General features: G+C 63.7%; 15 protein-coding genes, 1 tRNA gene and 2 pseudogenes. 13 read left to right on the forward strand and 5 right to left on the reverse strand.

What is annotated here, in order from left to right:
- Positions 1–35 precede the first annotated feature (35 nt).
- Positions 36–1,180: pseudogene (locus ACQ86E_RS10535) on the reverse strand (aldo/keto reductase).
- Positions 1,181–1,244: 64 nt separating this feature from the next.
- On the reverse strand, positions 1,245–2,096 hold the full coding sequence (locus ACQ86E_RS10540; RefSeq protein WP_431205328.1) for an aldo/keto reductase: 852 nt from the start codon (positions 2,094–2,096) through the stop codon (positions 1,245–1,247).
- 650 nt (positions 2,097–2,746) lie between these two features.
- Between ACQ86E_RS10540 and ACQ86E_RS10545 the strand changes: the two genes are divergently transcribed.
- Complete coding sequence (locus ACQ86E_RS10545) at positions 2,747–2,911, forward strand: hypothetical protein (RefSeq protein ID WP_431205329.1); 165 nt, start codon at positions 2,747–2,749, stop codon at positions 2,909–2,911.
- A gap of 175 nt (positions 2,912–3,086) precedes the next feature.
- On the opposite strand, the gene ACQ86E_RS10550 is transcribed toward ACQ86E_RS10545, so the two are convergent.
- Positions 3,087–3,163: transfer RNA gene (locus ACQ86E_RS10550), tRNA-Met, on the reverse strand.
- A gap of 341 nt (positions 3,164–3,504) precedes the next feature.
- Here ACQ86E_RS10550 and ACQ86E_RS10555 point away from each other — a divergent pair.
- Both ACQ86E_RS10555 and ACQ86E_RS10560 read left to right on the forward strand, forming a co-directional pair.
- Positions 3,505–4,923: a coniferyl aldehyde dehydrogenase gene (locus tag ACQ86E_RS10555; protein ID WP_431205330.1), complete on the forward strand. Its 1,419-nt coding sequence runs from the start codon at positions 3,505–3,507 to the stop codon at positions 4,921–4,923.
- Between the two features lie 120 nt (positions 4,924–5,043).
- Positions 5,044–6,637: pseudogene (locus tag ACQ86E_RS10560) on the forward strand (GMC family oxidoreductase).
- Positions 6,638–6,805: 168 nt separating this feature from the next.
- On the opposite strand, the gene ACQ86E_RS10565 reads toward ACQ86E_RS10560, so the two are convergent.
- Positions 6,806–7,567 (reverse strand): SDR family oxidoreductase, encoded by a 762-nt coding sequence (locus tag ACQ86E_RS10565; RefSeq protein ID WP_431205331.1) that lies wholly within the window; start codon positions 7,565–7,567, stop codon positions 6,806–6,808.
- 141 nt (positions 7,568–7,708) lie between these two features.
- Here ACQ86E_RS10565 and ACQ86E_RS10570 point away from each other — a divergent pair, with 141 nt between their 5' ends.
- The 3 genes from ACQ86E_RS10570 (at position 7,709) to ACQ86E_RS10580 (ending at position 10,118) form a co-directional block, all read left to right on the forward strand.
- Positions 7,709–8,221, forward strand: coding sequence for a CvpA family protein (locus ACQ86E_RS10570; protein ID WP_431205332.1), 513 nt, complete (start codon positions 7,709–7,711; stop codon positions 8,219–8,221).
- A gap of 128 nt (positions 8,222–8,349) precedes the next feature.
- The gene (locus tag ACQ86E_RS10575) at positions 8,350–9,132 is read left to right on the forward strand and encodes an SDR family oxidoreductase (RefSeq protein WP_431205333.1); all 783 of its coding nucleotides are present in this window, start codon (positions 8,350–8,352) and stop codon (positions 9,130–9,132) included.
- Positions 9,129–10,118: an NADPH:quinone reductase gene (locus ACQ86E_RS10580; protein ID WP_431205334.1), complete on the forward strand. Its 990-nt coding sequence runs from the start codon at positions 9,129–9,131 to the stop codon at positions 10,116–10,118. The genes ACQ86E_RS10575 and ACQ86E_RS10580 overlap by 4 nt, the downstream gene beginning before the upstream one ends.
- Before the next feature lie 3 nt (positions 10,119–10,121).
- On the opposite strand, the gene ACQ86E_RS10585 is transcribed toward ACQ86E_RS10580, so the two are convergent.
- Complete coding sequence (locus tag ACQ86E_RS10585; RefSeq protein ID WP_431205335.1) at positions 10,122–10,553, reverse strand: DUF3775 domain-containing protein; 432 nt, start codon at positions 10,551–10,553, stop codon at positions 10,122–10,124.
- A 124-nt stretch (positions 10,554–10,677) separates the two neighbouring features.
- On the opposite strand from ACQ86E_RS10585, the gene ACQ86E_RS10590 reads away from it, so the two are divergent.
- The 7 genes from ACQ86E_RS10590 to ACQ86E_RS10620 all read left to right on the forward strand — a co-directional run bounded on the left by ACQ86E_RS10590 (position 10,678) and on the right by ACQ86E_RS10620 (position 18,051).
- Positions 10,678–11,529: an MBL fold metallo-hydrolase gene (locus tag ACQ86E_RS10590; protein WP_431206442.1), complete on the forward strand. Its 852-nt coding sequence runs from the start codon at positions 10,678–10,680 to the stop codon at positions 11,527–11,529.
- 189 nt (positions 11,530–11,718) lie between these two features.
- Entirely contained in the window at positions 11,719–12,561 is an 843-nt protein-coding gene (locus ACQ86E_RS10595; RefSeq protein WP_431205336.1) for a fumarylacetoacetate hydrolase family protein, read from the forward strand.
- A 149-nt stretch (positions 12,562–12,710) separates the two neighbouring features.
- Positions 12,711–13,322 (forward strand): glutathione S-transferase family protein, encoded by a 612-nt coding sequence (locus tag ACQ86E_RS10600; RefSeq protein WP_431205337.1) that lies wholly within the window; start codon positions 12,711–12,713, stop codon positions 13,320–13,322.
- A gap of 19 nt (positions 13,323–13,341) precedes the next feature.
- Entirely contained in the window at positions 13,342–14,211 is an 870-nt protein-coding gene (locus ACQ86E_RS10605; RefSeq protein WP_431205338.1) for an MBL fold metallo-hydrolase, read from the forward strand.
- A gap of 71 nt (positions 14,212–14,282) precedes the next feature.
- The gene (locus ACQ86E_RS10610) at positions 14,283–15,425 is read left to right on the forward strand and encodes an alpha/beta fold hydrolase (protein ID WP_431205339.1); all 1,143 of its coding nucleotides are present in this window, start codon (positions 14,283–14,285) and stop codon (positions 15,423–15,425) included.
- Positions 15,426–15,510: 85 nt separating this feature from the next.
- Entirely contained in the window at positions 15,511–16,482 is a 972-nt protein-coding gene (mbfA, locus tag ACQ86E_RS10615) for an iron exporter MbfA (protein WP_431205340.1), read from the forward strand.
- Between the two features lie 96 nt (positions 16,483–16,578).
- Positions 16,579–18,051: an amidase gene (locus ACQ86E_RS10620; RefSeq protein WP_431205341.1), complete on the forward strand. Its 1,473-nt coding sequence runs from the start codon at positions 16,579–16,581 to the stop codon at positions 18,049–18,051.
- Positions 18,052–18,083 lie beyond the last annotated feature (32 nt).

Below are 18,083 nucleotides of genomic sequence, written 5' to 3' on the forward strand. Positions count from 1 at the left end.
AATGGCCCGCGTGATGCGGGCCATTTTCAGTGATGTCACGTTTTTGGAGCAGCCTCGACTTCGGAGAATGCCTGAACGGCGGGTGGAAGGCGCGCCCCCTTATCTCGATCGACGCAACCGCTTTGCTCAGTTCGGCAATCTCGCTCGGCGTCAACTGAACCGCCGTCGCCCCGATATTCTCGAGCATATGCGGCATCTGGGTCGTGCCTGGGATGGGAACGATCCACGGCTTCTGAGCCAGCAGCCAAGCCAGGGCGATCTGGGACGGCCTTGCCTGCTTGCGTTCGACCCAGCTTTTGATCAGTGCGACGAGCTTCATATTGTTGGGAAGATTCTCGGGTGAAAACCTGGTCTCGATCCCGCGAATGTCGCCGTCGGCAAACCGTGTCCTCGCATCGATGGCCCCCGTGAGGAAGCCTACACCCAACGGGCTCCATGGGACAAACCCGATACCCAACTCCTCACACAAGGGAAGCACGGCTTTCTCCGGCCCGCGCCAGAGCATCGAATATTCGCTCTGCACGGCAGTGACAGGCAGCGTCGCATGCGCGCGCCTCAGCGTTTTCAAGCCCATCTCCGACAGGCCCCAATGCCGCACCTTGCCCGCCGCAATCAGGTCCTTCACTGCACCCGCCACATCCTCGATCGGCACCTGCGGATCAACGCGGTGCTGATACAACAGATCTATCCTGTCCGTGCGCAGCCGCTTCAGCATGCCTTCGACGGCGAGCTTGATATGTTCAGGCCGGCTATTGAGGCCCGGTCGCCGCTCGCCCGTTTCGAGATCGATATCCCAGCCGAACTTCGAGGTGATGACGACATCGTCACGAAACGGCGCCACTCCCTCGCCGAGGATTCGCTCGACCTCATGCGGCCCATAGGCCTCAGCCGCATCGAAGAACGTCACGCCGCGATCAAACGCAGCATGGATGATGTTCAACATTTCCGCGCGCGAGGGAATGGTCGTCTGGTAGGTCCGGCTCATGTTCTGGACGCCGAGGCCGACGCTGGAAACCTCGAGTGACCCGAGCTTGCGGCGCCCGATTGTCCTGACCTCGAGGGCACCTGTCTGCGCGGACGCGCGCCGGCCAAATCCGCCGAGCAGCGGAGTTGCAGCAACGCCGCCCGCAGCTCCCAGGAAAGCGCGCCGCGCGATCTTCAACATGCGATCTGTAGCCATATCTCGTTGTGCCTTTATCAGTTGATGCGGTGGAGGCGGGGCGGCATCCAGGCCGCCTCCATGGTCATAGGCCCAGCTTGCGATTGCCCAGCCATTTGACCATTTCAGGATCTCGATGGTCGAAAAAGCTGCTGGCTTTGCGGTCAAGCGTAGCGATCTGCGCCATCTCCCCATCGCCCAGCTCGAAATCAAAGATGGCGATGTTTTCCGCCATTCGTTCCTTGCGGACCGACTTGGGAATGGCGATCACGCCGCGCTGAGTGAGCCAGCGCAGAATGACCTGGGCGATGCTCTTGCCATGCATCCTTGCAATGCCCGCAAGGATTTCATTTCTGAAGATATCGTTCTTGCCCTCGGCAAATGGCCCCCATGATTCGATTTGCACATTGAGTTCCTGCAGGATCTTCTGGGCGTCGGCCTGCTGATGGAACGGATGGGTCTCGATCTGGTTCACGGCCGGCGTGATCTTGTTGTGAATGACGAAATCCGCAATCCGGTCGGGATAGAAATTGCTGACGCCGATCGCGCGGATTTTGCCGGCGGCATACAGCTCTTGCATCGCACGCCAGGCGCCGTAGACATCGCCGTAGGGCTGATGGATGAGATAGAGGTCGAGATAGTCGAGCTGGAGCTTGTTGAGCGACCGCTCGAATGCCTTCCTGGCGCCCTCATAGCTGGCGTCTTCCAACCACAATTTGGTGGTGACGAACAACTCCCTGCGGTCGATGCCATGCTCGCGGATGGCCTTGCCGACGGCCTGTTCGTTTCCGTAAGAGGCCGCGGTATCGAGCAAACGATACCCTGAGTCTATCGCGTCCCGCACACTGCGCTCGCATTCAGCGAGGTCTGTCACCTGGAAGACCCCAAAGCCCAGAATGGGCATTTCGACGCCATTGTTGAGAACGATGTTTTTCACGTGCAAATCCTTATTTGTCGAGTGGTGTACGTCTCGGGGGCACGCGCCAATATTTGGCAGGGCCCCTTGCCGATGCCTGCGACCCGCTCCGTGCGATGCGCATGACGGACCTCCGTTGTTGCCCAGTAAGATAGGGCACGGAGGATCATGCGATTAGGTGCCTAAATCGGCATGCACTTATTCGTTTGGCTCACGAATGGCCGAGGCCGACCTCAGTGACGTCGCCGGACCATGCGCGCAACGCAAGGCCTATCCCGGTTGCCCATGATGATGCTGGCGCAGCATCGAGAAATATTCGTCGTCGCGATCAACGTGGGGTGCGGCGCGCCTGTGCCTTCATCGACGCCAATCTCGACCAGGATCTCACGCTGCAATCGATCGGCAGCTTACCCGTCCTCCTGCCAGCGATCCACTCGCTGGGGAGGACGGTCATTCATCTCATCAGCTCTCGGCCCTTCATCCGGTGGGATTGACGATGGAGCCCGGCATGAGCGTTACGAACGATCGTGCATGCAGCCCGGCGCGTCGAAGCGCTGAAGCCAATTCTCGGGGAGGTTCATCGTAACCTCCGTCGGTCAGACGCTCGCAAGCAATGACTGCTCTCATCGCTCGCATTCTGGATGATGCAAAGAAGCGCGGCGAGATTCGAGTTGATCGAGGCTGCGGCGGGCGTTGCGCGCGACGCAGTCACCGTGTTTGTCCACCCCGCTCATGTGGCAGCCGCCGTCGCGGCCGGTCTGCCAAGCGAAAAAATGGCCCGCAACGTCGTGCGCACGCTTTGCGCCGGCTTCCGCGCCGGAGCCGAATTGACCTGAAGCAGACCTTCGCGCGAGGTGTGTCAAACCGGCGCTGGTCTCCATGGCCTTTGAAAATGCTAATGGCCGCTCTTCGATCAACCCGAAGACTGTTTTTTATGAGGAAGCTATTTAGGCCGTCAGGTTAAGAAAACTGACGGCCTAAAAGGTCAGACGACCAAGCAATTGAAAACATTGGTTGCGGGGATAGGATTTGAACCTATGACCTTCAGGTTATGAGCCTGACGAGCTACCGGGCTGCTCCACCCCGCGTTAAACCATTGCACGCCTTCGCGAAAAGGCCGGGGACGGTGGATGAAGGGCCGACGCTGTTCGCGCGGCTTGCTTGTCCCGTCCCAAAGGCTTCCTTGGAAGGCAACCCCGGGCAAAGCCCATTGGGTGCGGGGGTATGTACCAACCCGGGCTGGCTTTGGAAAGGGCTGCGCGGACGTTTTTTCGACTTTATGACAGCCGCGGGACCAAATTCCGGCCGGTTTGGCCGGCTCTTGCCAGAAGTTCCACAAAGGGCCAGCTTGCGGCAACAAAAAGCGAAGGGAAACGCCATGTCAGGGAGCAACGCCTTGTCAGTGGGCAATGCATTGGATCGAGCCCCAATGAGCGTCCCGCCGCGAGCTCTTGAGGATGGCTTCCGTGCCATGGTCTTGCGCTCGCGGACGGAGCCGGCGCCAGACCTCGCCGAGCGGCTCGACCGGCTGGCGCGGCTGCGCGCCGTGGTCGCCGACAACGAGGAGCGCTTCCGGCAGGCGATCTCGGCCGATTTCGGCCACCGCTCGGCGGTCGAGACCACCATTGCCGAGACCATGATGGTCTATGGCGAGATCCGGCACGCCACGAAGCACCTGAAGAACTGGATGGCGCCGCAGCGCATCGCCACCGCGCTGCAATTCCTGCCCGCGCGCAACCGGCTGATGCCGCAGCCGCTCGGCGTGGTCGGCATCATCGCGCCCTGGAATTATCCGCTCCAGCTCACGCTGGCGCCCGCGATCGGCGCGCTCGCCGCCGGCAACCGTGTCATCATCAAGCCGAGCGAGCTCGCGCCGCACTTCGCCGGTCTGCTGAAGGAGACGGTCGCGGCGAGGTTCGAGGCGACAGAGCTGCTCGTCACCGGCGTCGAGGACGAGATCGCAAAGGCTTTTGCCTCGCTGCCGTTCGATCATCTCGTCTTCACCGGTTCGACGCGGGTCGGGCGGCTGGTCGCGGAAGCCGCGGGGCGCAATCTGACGCCTGTCACGCTCGAGCTCGGCGGCGAGTCGCCCGCGATCATCGATCCCTCCGCCGATCTCGACGAGGCGGCCGAGCGCATCGCCTATGGCAAGCTGCTCAATGCCGGGCAGACCTGCATCGCGCCCGATTACGTGCTGGTGCCGGAGCGCGCACTGCAGGCCTTCGCCGAGAAGGTGCGCGCGCAGATGCGGCGCATGTTCGGCACCGATCCCGCCAACAAGGACTACACCTCGATCATTTCCGACCGGCATTACGCGCGCCTGGAAGGCCTCGTCGCCGATGCGGCTCAGCGCGGCGCCAAGATCCTGCAGCCGGCGAAGGCCGACGATCCCAACTGGAAGGCGCATCGCAAATTTCCGCCGACGCTGATCGTCGGTGCGACCGCAGACATGGCGGTGATGCAGGAGGAAATCTTCGGCCCCTTGCTGCCGGTGCTCGGCACGCGCTCGCCGGCCGACGCGATCGCCTTCGTCAACGCCCGCGACCGGCCGCTGGCGCTGTACTGGTTCGGCAAGGACAATGCCGCGCGCGACGAGGTGCTGGCGCGCACCGTCTCCGGCGGGGTCACCGTCAACGACTGCCTGTTCCACTTCGCGCAGGCCAACCAGCCGATGGGCGGCGTCGGCGCATCCGGCACCGGTGCCTATCACGGCGAATGGGGTTTTCGCACCTTCAGCAAGCTGAAGCCGGTGTTCTATCGCTCGAAGTTCAACCGCCTCGCCGACCTCTATCCGCCCTATGGCGGCAAGATCGCGCGGCTGGAGAAGCTGATGCGGTTCATGTCGTAAGTCTCAACACCCGTCATTGCGAGCGCAGCGAAGCAATCCCAGACTGTCTCCGCGGAGGAATTCTGGATTGCTTCGCTGCGCTCGCAATGACGAGAAGAAAATACAATGGGGGAAATATCAGTGACTGACACATTCGATTTCGTCGTCGTGGGCGCGGGCTCGGGCGGCTGCGCGGTGGCGGGGCGGCTGTCGGAGGATGCAGGGACATCCGTGGCGCTGCTCGATGCCGGCGGACGGAACGACAATTGGCGGATCACCACGCCGTTCGGGCTCGCCTTGCCCTACAGCGCGGCCAACTGGGCCTTCGATACCGTGCCGCAGAAAGGATTGAACGGCCGCATCGGCTATCAACCGCGCGGCAAGGGCCTCGGCGGCTCCTCGGCGATCAACGCCATGGTCTACATTCGCGGCAACAAATGGGACTACGACCACTGGGCCTCGCTTGGCAATGCCGGCTGGTCGTATGCCGACGTGCTGCCCTATTTCAAGCGGTCGGAGAACAACGCCGATTTCGACGGCGACTATCATGGCAAGGGCGGCCCGCTGCATGTCAACAGACTGCGCTCGGACAATCCGATCCATGACGTCTTCCATCAGGCCGCGCGCGAGGCGCAGTTCCGCATCCGCGAGGACTTCAACGGCGAGGACCACGAAGGCCTCGGCAGCTATCAGGTAACCCAGCACAATGGCGAGCGCTGGAGCGCGGCGCGCGCCTATCTGCAGCCCCACATCGACAAGCGCGCGAATCTGCGGGTCGAGACGGGCGCGCATGCCACGAAGATCCTGTTCGAAGGCGGGCGCGCGGTCGGCATCGAATATCTGCAGGGCAAGCAGACGAGGCAGTTGCGCGCGCGCCGCGAGGTGATTCTCGCCGGCGGCGCCTTCCAGTCACCTCAGCTCCTGATGCTGTCGGGCATCGGCGATGGCGAGGCGCTTGGCGCCCACGGCATCGGCGTCGTGCATCATCTCGCCGGGGGTCGGGCGCAATCTGCAGGACCATCCGGATTTCGTATTCGTCTACGCCTCGGACTATCCGCACTTCGTTCACGCCTCGCTCGGCCGATTGCCGTCCCTGCTCCGCGCCATCCAGCAATACCGCAGCAAGCGGCGCGGCCTGATGACCACCAATTTCGCCGAGTGCGGCGGCTTCCTGAAGACCAGCCCCGATCTCGACGTGCCCGATATTCAGCTGCACTTCATCATCGCCATGCTCGACGACCATGGCCGCAAGAAACACAAGGAAGCAGGCTTCTCATGTCATGTCTGCCTGCTCAGGCCGAAGAGCCGCGGCAGCGTCTGGCTGAAGAGCGCCGATCCGTTCGCTGCACCGATGATCGATCCGAACTTTCTGGGCGAGGAAGCCGATCTCGAGACGATGGTCGCGGGCTTCAAGACCACGCGGCGGCTGATGGAGACGCCTGCGATGCGCGCGTTGCAGAAGAAGGACATGTTCACGTCCGATGTCCGCACCGACGACGACATCCGCGCCGTGCTGCGCAACCGCGTCGACACCGTCTATCACCCTGTCGGCACCTGCAAGATGGGCACGGATGCGATGGCCGTGGTCGACCCGAAGCTGAAGGTGCACGGCGTCGAAGGCTTGCGCGTCGTCGACGCCTCGATCATGCCGACGCTGATCGGCGGCAACACCAACGCGCCGACCATCATGATCGGGGAGAAGGCGGCGGACATGATCAGGACGGAGATGCGGTAGCATGAAGCTGTCGCATCATCCTCCGTTGTCATCCCCGCGAAAGCGGGGATCCATAGCCACATGGAGTAGTTGCGGCGCGAGATGGTCACTCCGAGTCTTCGCCAAATTGCTCCCTGTGGTTATGGGTCCCGGGCTCGCGCTGCGCGCGCCCCGGGACGACAGTTGCGCTCAATTCAGCAGGAAGCCACCATCGACGGTGATCACGCTCCCCGTCATGTAGCGCGACGCCTTCGAGGCCAGCAGCAGGATGGCGCCGTCGAGATCGGACTCGGCGCCGACGCGGCGTTGCGGGATGCGCTTGGCCAGGCGCTCGCCCGGCGGTGTCGACCAGAACGCGTGGTTCATTTCCGTGTCGATATAGCCGGGCGCAAGCGCGTTGATACGGATGTTCTGCCCGGCGAGCTCCAGCGCCATCGCTTTGGTCGCCTGGATGATGCCGGCCTTGGAGATCGCGTAAGGCGACACCGCCTTCAACACGCCGGTGCCGAGCACGGAGGCGATGTTGACGATGTTGCCCTCCTGCTTGCGCGCGATCATGCGCCGCGCAACCTCGGTCGCGAGAAAATAGGCGCCCTTCAGATTGGCGCCGATCACCGCGTCCCAGTCGGATTCGGTCTGCTCGATCGCTAGCTTCTCGATGGCGATGCCGGCATTGTTGATCAGCACGGTGATCGGACCGAGCGCGGCTTCGGCCGCATCGACCGCCCCGGCGATCGAAGCGATATCGGTGACGTCGAGCGCGACTGCCGCGGCGCGGCCGCCCTCGCCGCGGATTTCCTGTTCAAGACTCTTCAACTTGTCGGTTTGCCGCGCCGCAAGCACGACGGCCGCGCCGTTGGCTGCCAGAACCCGGGCAAATTTCCGCCCCAGTCCCTGGCTTGCGCCGGTGACGAGGATGGTTTCTTGACTGACGTCGAATAGGTCTGACATGACGGTTTCCTTGACGCTTGCTTTACGCCTTGCTTGGGCGCAGTCCGTAGAACTTTGCGGCTATCAATACAGACGATTTTAGCGATCTGAAACCGGAATGATCGTTGGGACGTTCCTTCGTTCCATGGCAGGCTCTCGCTCATGAACAGCTTCGATCTCGCGGTCTGTGCGGCGCTCGTCATCGCTGTCGGGCTCGGCTTCCGGACCGGCCTGCTCCGCAGCGCCATGACCATCCTCGCCTATCTGCTTGCCGCCCCCATCGCGGTTTCGCTGATGCCGATGATCGTGCCGCAGATCGCCGGCGATCCGAATTCACCGCTGCTCCAGAACTGGATCTGGTTCTTCGGCATCTTCCTGGTCGTCGGCATGTTGCTGGGATATATCGGCCGCTTCGTGCTGGACGACACGGTCCGCGAGGCCGGCATCGGCGACCGGCTCGGAGGCGCTGCGCTCGGCGCCATCAGGGTCGGCCTCGTCGCCACCACGCTGGTCCTGGTGTTCGACCAGATCGTGCCAGCCAACCGTCAGCCGCCATTTCTCGCCGGCTCGCATCTGCGGCCGCTGTTCTCGGCCATGGGACAGATGGGCTTCAAGACACTGCCGCCGGAAGCCGCCGCCGCCATCGACCGCCTCAAGCAGGAGCGGCGCATCTGATCAGGCACATTTGCATCGCCGCGCGGGCGCGCATGCATTTTGGTGCGAGCCCCTCCCTTATCAGCGGCACCACGATTGGCTAGAGTGCAGCCCTCGAAAAACCTGCCTGACATTACGGGAGTGAAACAGTGGATCTTGGGATCAAAGGTCGCAGCGCCATCGTCTGCGCATCCAGCAAGGGCCTCGGCCGCGCCTGCGCCTTCTCGCTGGCCGAAGCCGGCGTTGACGTCACGCTGACCGCGCGCGGCGCCGAAGCTCTGAAGAAGACGGCCGACGAGATCCGGAAGCTCTATCCGGGCGTGAAGGTCACCGAAATCGTCGGCGACATCACGACATCAGCAGGGCGCGAGGCCGTACTGAAGGCCTGCCCCGAGCCGGACATTCTCATCAACAATGCCGGCGGTCCGCCGCCCGGCGATTTCCGCAACTGGACCCGTGACGACTGGATCAAGGCGATCGACGCCAACATGCTCACGCCGATCGAGCTGATCAAGTCGACCGTGGACGGCATGATGGCGCGCAAGTTCGGCCGCATCGTCAACATCACTTCGGCCGCGGTGAAGGCGCCGATCGACATCCTCGGCCTCTCCAACGGCGCGCGCGCCGGCCTCACCGGCTTCATTGCCGGCCTGTCGCGCAAGACCGTGATCAACAACGTCACCATCAACGGCCTGCTGCCGGGCCCGTTCGAGACCGATCGTCTGACGAGCACCGCGAAGGGCGAGGCCGACAAGCGGGGCACGACGCCCGAGCAGGTCCTGGCCGAGCGCGCCAAGCTCAACCCGGCCGGCCGGTTCGGCCAGCCCGACGAGTTTGGCTATGCCTGCGCCTTCCTGTGCGGCGCCAAGGCCGGCTTCATCACCGGTCAGAACATCTTGCTCGACGGCGGCGCCTTCCCCGGAACGCTGTGAGAGCGGTCTGGTACGAGCAAACAGGACCGGCGGCGGACGTTCTCACCTATGGTGAGATGGCGACGCCGGTCGCGGGCCCAGGCGAAGTTCGCATTCGCCTGGAAGCCTCCGGCGTCAATCCGGCCGATGTCGGCCGGCGCGGCGGCAGCTATCGCGCGATGGATTACGAGCGCGTCATCCCCAATAGCGACGGCGCGGGTTTCGTCGATCAGGTCGGCGATGGCGTGACGCGCTTCAAGGCCGGCGACCGCGTCTGGCTGTTCAACGGCCAGCGCAACGGCCGCGCCTTCGGCACGGCGGCCGAGTATATTGCGCTCGCCGAGCAACTGGTGACGCCGTTGCCGGACCATCTCTCCTTTGCGGAAGGCGCGACGCTCGGCATTCCCGCCATGACGGCGTGGTGCTCGCTGTTCGCGGACGGCCCGATCGTCGGCAAGACGGTGCTCGTCACCGGCGGTGCCGGCGCGGTCGGGCACTACGCCGTGCAACTCGCCAAATGGGGCGGCGCGCGGGTGATCGCGACCGTCAGCTCGGCGATGAAGGGCGAACATGCCCGGCGCGCGGGCGCCGATTTCGTCGTCAACTACAGGGATGAAGACGTCGTCGCCAAGGCGATGGCCTTCACCGGCGGACGCGGCGTCGACCATGTCGTCGATGTGGATTTCGGCGGCAACATTGCAACCACGCTGAAGCTGATGGCGATGAATTCCACCATCGCGGTCTACGCCACCAACGGCAACCGCACGCCAACCCTGCCCATGCGCGAGCTGATGGAGAAGTGCATTACGCTCCGCGCGCTGGTGCTGTTCGCGCTGCCGCCGGCGCTGCTTGGCGCAGCGCAGGCCGACATCTCGAAATGGCTTGCGGCAGGTCGGCGCATTCACGCTATCGCGGCGCAGTTCGCGCTATCGGACACGGCGCAGGCGCATCTCGCCGTTGAAAAGGGCGACAAGCTCGGCACCGTGATCGTCGACTGCGCGCGGTGAGGACTACGGAACCGGCGTGGTCCGCTCGTCGGTCCAGTCGATGCCTAGCTCGTCCATGCCGTCGGCCAGGAGATCGCCCAGCATCGGCTCGCCCAGCAGGTACTGCACCGCTTCATGCCTGGGCTTCTTGTATTCGGCGCGCGCCTCGATGGCGCGGGCGCGCAAATCGTCCCACTCCTCCACCGTGCCGTCGCCGCGACCGAGCCACATCAGCGTCACGAGGTCGAGTTGCTCGTCCTCGTTCATCGCCAGGATGAAACCCGAAAGCTCGCCGGCGACCGGGTCGGACGCGGTATCCTCGAGCACGTCGGTCTCGCCATCGTCTGCGGGATTGGAGCCCGAGTCGGGATCGGAGGCCGCCTCCTTGACGTCGAATTCGCGCGCCTTCTCGATGATGAAGGTCACCTTCTCGGTGGAAATCGAAAGCTCTGGCATATGCTCCCCTCTGGCTTGTCCTGGGTTCCCGCGATAACGCGGCACGCCATCAGATGATCCATTGCACTTCATGGCGGAAACCAGCATGTTTCGGCGCCAAAGCAAGAACATGGGGACACGCCGCATGCAGTGGAAGGTCGGCAAAGTCAAAATCACGAAAATCGTGGAGCTGGAGACGGTCGGCTCGACCCGCTTCATCCTGCCCCTGGCCAGCAACGAGGAAATCCAGAAGCTGCCATGGCTGATCCCGCACTTTGCGACCGAAGAAGGCCGGCTGAAGATGTCGATCCACTCGCTGGTGGTCGAGACGCCCAACAAGCGCATCGTGGTCGACACCGGCCTTGGGAACGACAAGCAGGGCCGCAACGTCCCGACCTGGAACAACCGCACCACGCCGTTCCTGGAGACGATGACTGCGGCGGGTTTTGCCCCGGACAGCATCGACACCGTGCTGTGCACCCATCTTCACGTCGACCACGTCGGCTGGAATACGAAGCTCGTCGACGGCAAATGGGTGCCGACCTTTCAGAAGGCGCGCTATGTCTTTGGCCGTACCGAATACGAGCATTGGCGCGACCATTCGACCGAGCCTGACAAGCAGGCGGTGTTTGCCGATTCCGTGAAACCGATCGTCGATGCCGACCGGGCCGATTTGATCCCGGGCGATCATCGTCTGTCCGACGACATCAGCATGATCCCGACCCCGGGCCACAGCCCCGGCCATATGAGCATCCTGATCCAGTCGGACGGCGAGCAGGGATTGCTGACCGGCGACGTCGCCCATCATCCCTGCCAGATGAAGCATCTCGGCTGGTCCTCGACGGCGGATTCCGACCAGACGCAATCGGCGGCGACGCGGGCCGCGCTGTTCGGTCGGTTTGCGGATACGCCGACATTGGTCATCGGCGGACATTTCTCGGCGGGGCATATCAAGCGGGATGGGGATGCGTTCAGGTTTGTGGCGCTGCAATCGTAGGGTGGGCAATGCGAAGCGTGCCCACCAGTATCAGTCGATCAAGAGCATCGGTGGGCACGTCGCTTCGCACCTTTGCCCACCCCACAAAGTAAGGGCTGCAATGCGCCCCGTTTGAACGGTTGAATTTCCCGCCGCCCTGTTCCATGAAGCTATTTAACCGATCGGTCCATCTTTCAGGGAGAAACGAGAATGAAGCTTGTTCGTTACGGCGAAAAGGGTGCGGAAAAGCCCGGCCTGATCGACAAATCCGGCCAGTTGCGCGACCTGTCGGCGCATGTGAAGGACCTCACCGGCGAGGCCTATTCGCCGGAGTCGCTGAAGAAGCTGGCGGCGATCGACCCCGCCTCGCTGCCCGCCGTCTCCGGCAAGCCGCGGTTCGGCGCGCCCGTGACCGGCATCTCGAAATTCGTCGCCATCGGCCTCAACTACAGCGACCACGCCAAGGAAACCGGCGCTGCGATCCCGACCGAGCCGATCATCTTCCTGAAGGCCAACACCTCGCTGTCCGGCCCGAACGACGCGGTCGAGAAGCCGCGCGGATCGACCAAGCTCGACTGGGAGGTCGAGATCGCCGCCATCATCGGCACCCGCGCCAAATACGTCTCGGAAGCCGATGCGCTGAACTACGTCGCCGGCTACTGCGTCTGCAACGACGTCTCCGAGCGCAACTTCCAGACCGAGCGCCTCGGCCAGTGGACCAAGGGCAAGTCGCATGACACGTTCGGCCCGGTCGGACCGTGGCTCGCCACCAAGGACGAGATCAAGGACGTGCAGAACCTGTCGATGTGGCTCGACGTCAACGGCCAGCGCCGCCAGACCGGCTCGACCCAGACCATGATCTTCTCCATGGCCAAGTGCATCTCCTATGTCTCGCAGTTCATGACGCTCGAGCCCGGCGACATCGTCACCACCGGCACGCCGCCCGGCGTCGGCCTCGGCATGAAGCCGCCGACCTTCCTCAATGTCGGCGACGTCATCACGCTCGGCATCGAGGGTCTCGGCGAGCAGCGCCAGGAGATCGTAGCGGCGTAAGCTGCGGCCATAATTGTCACCACGCCGTCATTGCGAGCGAAGCGAAGCAATCCAGAGATCGTCCTACGGAGGCAGCCTGGATTGCTTCGTCGCTTCGCTCCTCGCAATGACGAAAGACCAATCTGCCGGTCACGCCGTAGGATATTCCCATGAAACTCTCCTTCTCCGCCGCCTCGCCCTTCGCCCGCAAGGTGCGCATCGCCGCGATCGAGCTCGGGCTGATCGACAAGATCGAATTCACGTCCGCAACCGTAGCGCCGGGCACGGCCAACGAAGACTATTCGAAGATCACGCCGCTGAAGAAGCTGCCGGTGCTGATCACCAATGACGGCGACGTGATTCTGGATTCCTATGTGATCGTCGAATATCTCAACGAGATGGCCGGCGGCAGCCTGATCCCGGACTACGGTCCGCGGCGCTGGCAGGCCAAGACCAATCATTCCCTGATCAACGGCATGCTCGATTCCATGCTGCTGTGCCGCTACGAGAAGATGGTGCGGCCGCAGGGCCTGCAATGGCAGGCCTGGTCGGACGACCATTGGAACCGGGCCTGGACAGGCATGGCGCACTTCGAGAACATGCCTGATGTTCTGAACGGCCCGTTCGACATCTCGCAGATCGGCCTCGTCTGCGTGCTCGGCTATGCCGACTTCCGCTTCGCCGATTGCGGCTGGCGCAAGGCCTATCCGAAGCTCGACGCCTTCCACCAGAAGATGCTGGAGCGGCCCTCCGTGAAGATCTCGGTGCCGCCGGCGGCGTAATCGAATAGCGGGAGTTCTCATGAGTTTGAAATTCTCCGTCGGCGATCTCACCATCCATCGCGTCATCGAGCAGGAAACCTCGTTCGTCCCGGCGCTGGAGATGCTGCCGGGACTGACGCCCGAGGTACTCGCCGAGAATCGGGAATGGATGCGGCAGGCCAAGGCGCTCGACGACAACGACGTACTGCTGCTGTGCTTCCAGTCCTACGTGATCAAGACGCCGCACCACACCATTCTGGTCGATAGCTGCATCGGCAACGACAAGCCCCGCCCGCAGCGGCCGAAATGGAACATGAAGACCGACGACACGTACTTGCGCGGGCTCAACGCTGCCGGGTTCTCACCTGACGACATCGATTTCGTGATGTGCACGCATCTCCACGTCGATCACGTCGGCTGGAACACGCGACTGGAGAACGGCCGCTGGGTGCCGACCTTCGCCAAGGCGCGCTACGTGTTCGGCAAGCAGGAATTCGACTACTGGACCGAGCAGAACGCGAAGGCGCCCGTGCCGCCCTTCGTCGATAGCGTGCTGCCGGTGGTCGAAGCCAAGCGCCACGAAGTGGTCGGCAACGACCATCAGATCGGTGATCACGTCCGCATCCTGCCGACGCCGGGCCACACGCCCGGCCATGTCGCATTCACCTTTGGTCGCGGCAAGGACGACGCCGTCTTCTCCGGCGACCTCATGCACTCGCCGATCCAGACGCTCTATCCGGAGATGTCGGTGAAGTTCGACGTCGACCCGGCCGCGGCGGCAACGACGCGGCGCGGCTTCCTCGATCGCTATTGCGACACCGACACGCTGTGCTGCACCGCGCATTTTCCCTCGCCCTCGGTGGGGAAGATCCGGCGCAAGGGCAACGGGTTCGTCTGCGCGGCGGTGTGATCCAGCGCTGCTCGTCCCGCGAACTCCCATCCTCCCCTGGAGGGTAAGAAACGGCCCTCACGGAGGAAACGATGACCGCGCTCCCCGACATCCCCCTGCCCGCCGGCATCCGCTCCCGTTACGTCGATGGCATCAATGGCTTGCGCATGCATGTGCTCGAAGCCGGCTTCGAGACCAGAGGGCGGCGGTGCATCCTGCTGCTGCACGGCTTTCCGGAGCTCGCCTTCTCCTGGCGAAAAGTGATGCCGGCGCTTGCGGCCGCCGGCTATCACGTGATCGCGCCGGACCAGCGCGGCTATGGCCGGACCACGGGATGGAGCGCGGATTACGACGGCGATCTCACGCCCTTCTCGCTCCTCAACCTGGTGCGTGACGCGCTCGCTCTGGTGACAGCCTTCGGTTACGGGCAGGTCGATCTCGCCGGGCATGATTTCGGTAGCCCGGTCGCCGCGTGGTGCGCGCTGATCCGGCCGGATGTCTTTCGTTCGGTGACGCTGATGAGCGCACCGTTCGGTGGCGCGCCACCCTTGCCTTTCGACACGGTCGATCGGCCGGCGAAGCCTGCGGTCGAAGACCCCGTGCATCGCGAGCTCGCCGCGCTGCCGCGTCCGCGAAAGCATTATCAATGGTATTACGCGACACGGCCGGCCAATTCCGACATGCAGCACGCGCCGCAGGGCCTGCATGATTTCCTGCGCGCCTATTATCATCACAAGAGCGCGGACTGGACCGGCAACAAGCCTTATCCGCTCAAATCGTGGTCGGCGAATGAACTTGCAAAACTGCCGACCTATTACGTGATGGACGCCGGCGAGACCATGGCCGAGACAGTCGCGAAGGAAATGCCCTCGCCCGCTGCGATCGCCGCCAACCAATGGTTGCCGGAGAGCGACCTCGCTTTCTACAGCGCCGAATATGGCCGCACCGGATTCCAGGGTGGGCTGCAATGGTACCGCTACGGCACGACCGGCATGCTCAACGACGAGATGCAATTGTTCTCCGGCCGCAGCATCGACGTGCCCTCGTGCTTCATCTCTGGCAAGCAGGATTGGGGCACCTATCAGCGTCCCGGCGTGTTCGAGGCGATGCAGGGACGTGGGTGCAGCAAGATGCTTGGCTGCCATCTCGTCGATGGCGCCGGACATTGGGTGCAACAGGAGCAACCGGGCGAGGTGAGCCGTTTGCTGCTCGATTTCCTGGCCAAAGCGTGCTGATCACGCCTCGCCGCCTGATTTGACCCAGGAACCGGGGCACCCTATATAGTTTAGAACTATTCTAAACTATTGAAGCAGGGCCGTTGTGAAGAATTTTGCCGATCTGACCGAGCGCGAGGTGCTTGCGGTCGCGATTTCCTCCGAGGAGGAAGACAGCCGCATCTACATGACCTTCGCCGAGGATCTGAGGGAGCGGTACCCGGATTCCGCGAAAATTTTCGAGCAGATGGCGGAGGAAGAGCGCGGACATCGCCACATGCTGCTGGAAACCTACGAGCAGCGCTTCGGTCCGCATCTGCCCCCCATCCGCCGCGAGGACGTCAAGGGCTTCCTGCGCCGCCGCCCGGTCTGGCTCACCAAGAACCTGTCGCTCGAGACCATCCGCAGGGAGGTCGAGACCATGGAGATGCAGGCCGAGCGCTTTTACGTCAAGGCGGCCGAGCAGGCGCAGGACGTCGGCGTTCGCCGTTTGCTCGGCGATCTCGCCGAAGCCGAGAAAGGCCATGAGGAAATGGCCGCAAAGCTGACGGACCAGATTCTCAGCCCCGGTGTGCGCGCGGAGGAGGATCGCACCAACCGCCGCATGTTCGTGCTGCAATATGTGCAGCCGGGCCTCGCCGGCCTGATGGACGGCTCGGTCTCGACGCTCGCACCGCTTTTTGCGGCGGCCTTCGCCACCCACCAGAACTGGCAGACCTTCCTGGTGGGTCTCGCCGCCTCGATCGGCGCCGGCATCAGCATGGGCTTTGCGGAAGCGCTTTCGGACGACGGCTCGCTGACCGGCCGCGGTTCGCCGTGGCTGCGCGGTCTCACCTGCGGAGCGATGACGACGCTCGGCGGCCTCGGCCACACCATGCCCTACCTCGTGCCGGACCATTGGGCCAATGCGTTCTGGATCGCAACCGCGATCGCCGGTGTCGTCGTGTTCTTCGAATTGTGGGCGATCGCCTTCATCCGCGCGCGCTACATGGACACGCCGTTCCTCCAGGCCGTCTTCCAGATCGTGCTCGGCGGCGCCATCGTGCTGGCGGTGGGCATATTGATCGGGGCGGCGTAGGCGTTCAGCGTCCTGCATGGCAATCCCCGTCAAACGGCGGTTGCGACGTTCGGCCAAACTGCGCATCATCTCATCGGTGAAACGCAGGAGCATGTCGTGGCCAAGTCGGAATGGAGTTTCAAGAGCGCGGTCGAGCTGTCGGCCGCGTTGACCGCGAAGAAGGTCTCGTCGGTCGAGCTCACGCAGGATGCGATCGACCGCATCGAACGGCACGACGGCAAGATCAACGCGATCTGCGTGCGGGATTTCGATCGTGCGCTTGACGCCGCACGCGCGGCGGACGCGGCGCTGGCGCGCGGCGAAAGAAAGCCGCTGCTCGGCCTGCCCATGACGGTGAAGGAATCCTACAACATCGCGGGCCTGCCGACGACCTGGGGCATTCCCGCGCAGAAGGATTTCATTGCCGGGGAAGATGCGCTGCCGGTGACGCGGGTGAAGGACGCCGGCACCGTCATTGTCGGCAAGACCAACGTGCCGCTCGGGCTCGGTGACTGGCAGAGCTACAACGACATCTACGGCACCACCAACAATCCCTACGATCTCGGCCGGACGCCGGGCGGGTCCTCCGGCGGCTCCTCGGCCGCGCTCGCGGCGGGCTATGGACCGCTGTCGATCGGCTCGGACATCGGCGGCTCGTTGCGCGTGCCAGCATTCCATTGCGGCGTCTACGCGCACAAGCCGACCTTCAACCTCGCCGCGATGCGCGGCCACACGCCACCGCCGTTGCCGCCCTTGCCGTTCGAGCGCGACCTCTCGGTGATCGGTCCAATGGCGCGCAGCGCCGCCGACCTGTCGCTGGTGCTCGACGTGATGGCCGGGCCGGATCCGATCGATGCGGGCCTCGCCTACCGGCTCGAGCTGCCGGCCGCGCGCCACGAAGCGTTCAAGGATTTCCGCGTGCTGGTGATCGACACCGATCCGGTGCTGCCGACAGACACTGCCGTGCGCGGCACCATCAACACGCTCGCCGACAACCTTGCCAGGGTTGGCGTGAAGATCGAGCGCAGCAGTCCTCTGCTGCCGGATTTCGCGGCATCGTCGCGGCTCTATATGCGCATGCTGCTGTCGTTCCTGGGGGCAGGCTTCCCATCCGACGTCTATGCCGGCGCGAAGAAAGCGGCCGAGGCGCTGCCGGAGGGGGACACCAGCCTCGGCGCCGAGCGGCTGCGCGGCATCGCGCTCAGCCATCGCGACTGGCAAATGGCGAACGGCGGACGCACGCGCCTGCGCGCACAATGGCGCGAGCTGTTCAAGACGTTCGACGCGGTGATCTGCCCGGTGATGCCGATTGCGGCCTACCCGCACGACCATTCGCCGGAGCAGGACAAGCGCCGGATCTTGATCGACGGCAAGGAACACGTCTATTCCGACCAGCTCGCCTGGCCCGGCATCGCCACGCTGCCCGGCCTGCCCTCGACCGCGATCCCCACGGGCTTTGCTCCGGATGGACTGCCCATCGGCGTGCAGATCGTCGGGCCGTGGCTGGAGGACCGTACGCCGCTCAAGCTCGCCGAGCTGATCGAGCGCGAATTCGGCGGGTTCGTGCCGCCGAAGATGTTCGATGATTGAGCTCTCACCTCTCCCCGCAGTGCGGGGAGAGG

Source organism: Bradyrhizobium betae (genome assembly GCF_050632175.1).
GTDB lineage: Bacteria > Pseudomonadota > Alphaproteobacteria > Rhizobiales > Xanthobacteraceae > Bradyrhizobium > Bradyrhizobium betae_B.

Coding starts and splice junctions, on each gene's coding strand:
- ACQ86E_RS10595 (WP_431205336.1), top strand. CDS start 11,719: ATGAAGCTTGTTCGTTACGGCGAAAAGGGTGCGGAAAAGCCCGGCCTG.
- ACQ86E_RS10570 (WP_431205332.1), top strand. CDS start 7,709: ATGAACAGCTTCGATCTCGCGGTCTGTGCGGCGCTCGTCATCGCTGTC.
- ACQ86E_RS10590 (WP_431206442.1), top strand. CDS start 10,678: ATGCAGTGGAAGGTCGGCAAAGTCAAAATCACGAAAATCGTGGAGCTG.
- ACQ86E_RS10565 (WP_431205331.1), bottom strand. CDS start 7,567: ATGTCAGACCTATTCGACGTCAGTCAAGAAACCATCCTCGTCACCGGC.
- ACQ86E_RS10555 (WP_431205330.1), top strand. CDS start 3,505: ATGAGCGTCCCGCCGCGAGCTCTTGAGGATGGCTTCCGTGCCATGGTC.
- ACQ86E_RS10605 (WP_431205338.1), top strand. CDS start 13,342: ATGAGTTTGAAATTCTCCGTCGGCGATCTCACCATCCATCGCGTCATC.
- ACQ86E_RS10610 (WP_431205339.1), top strand. CDS start 14,283: ATGACCGCGCTCCCCGACATCCCCCTGCCCGCCGGCATCCGCTCCCGT.
- ACQ86E_RS10585 (WP_431205335.1), bottom strand. CDS start 10,553: ATGCCAGAGCTTTCGATTTCCACCGAGAAGGTGACCTTCATCATCGAG.
- ACQ86E_RS10600 (WP_431205337.1), top strand. CDS start 12,711: ATGAAACTCTCCTTCTCCGCCGCCTCGCCCTTCGCCCGCAAGGTGCGC.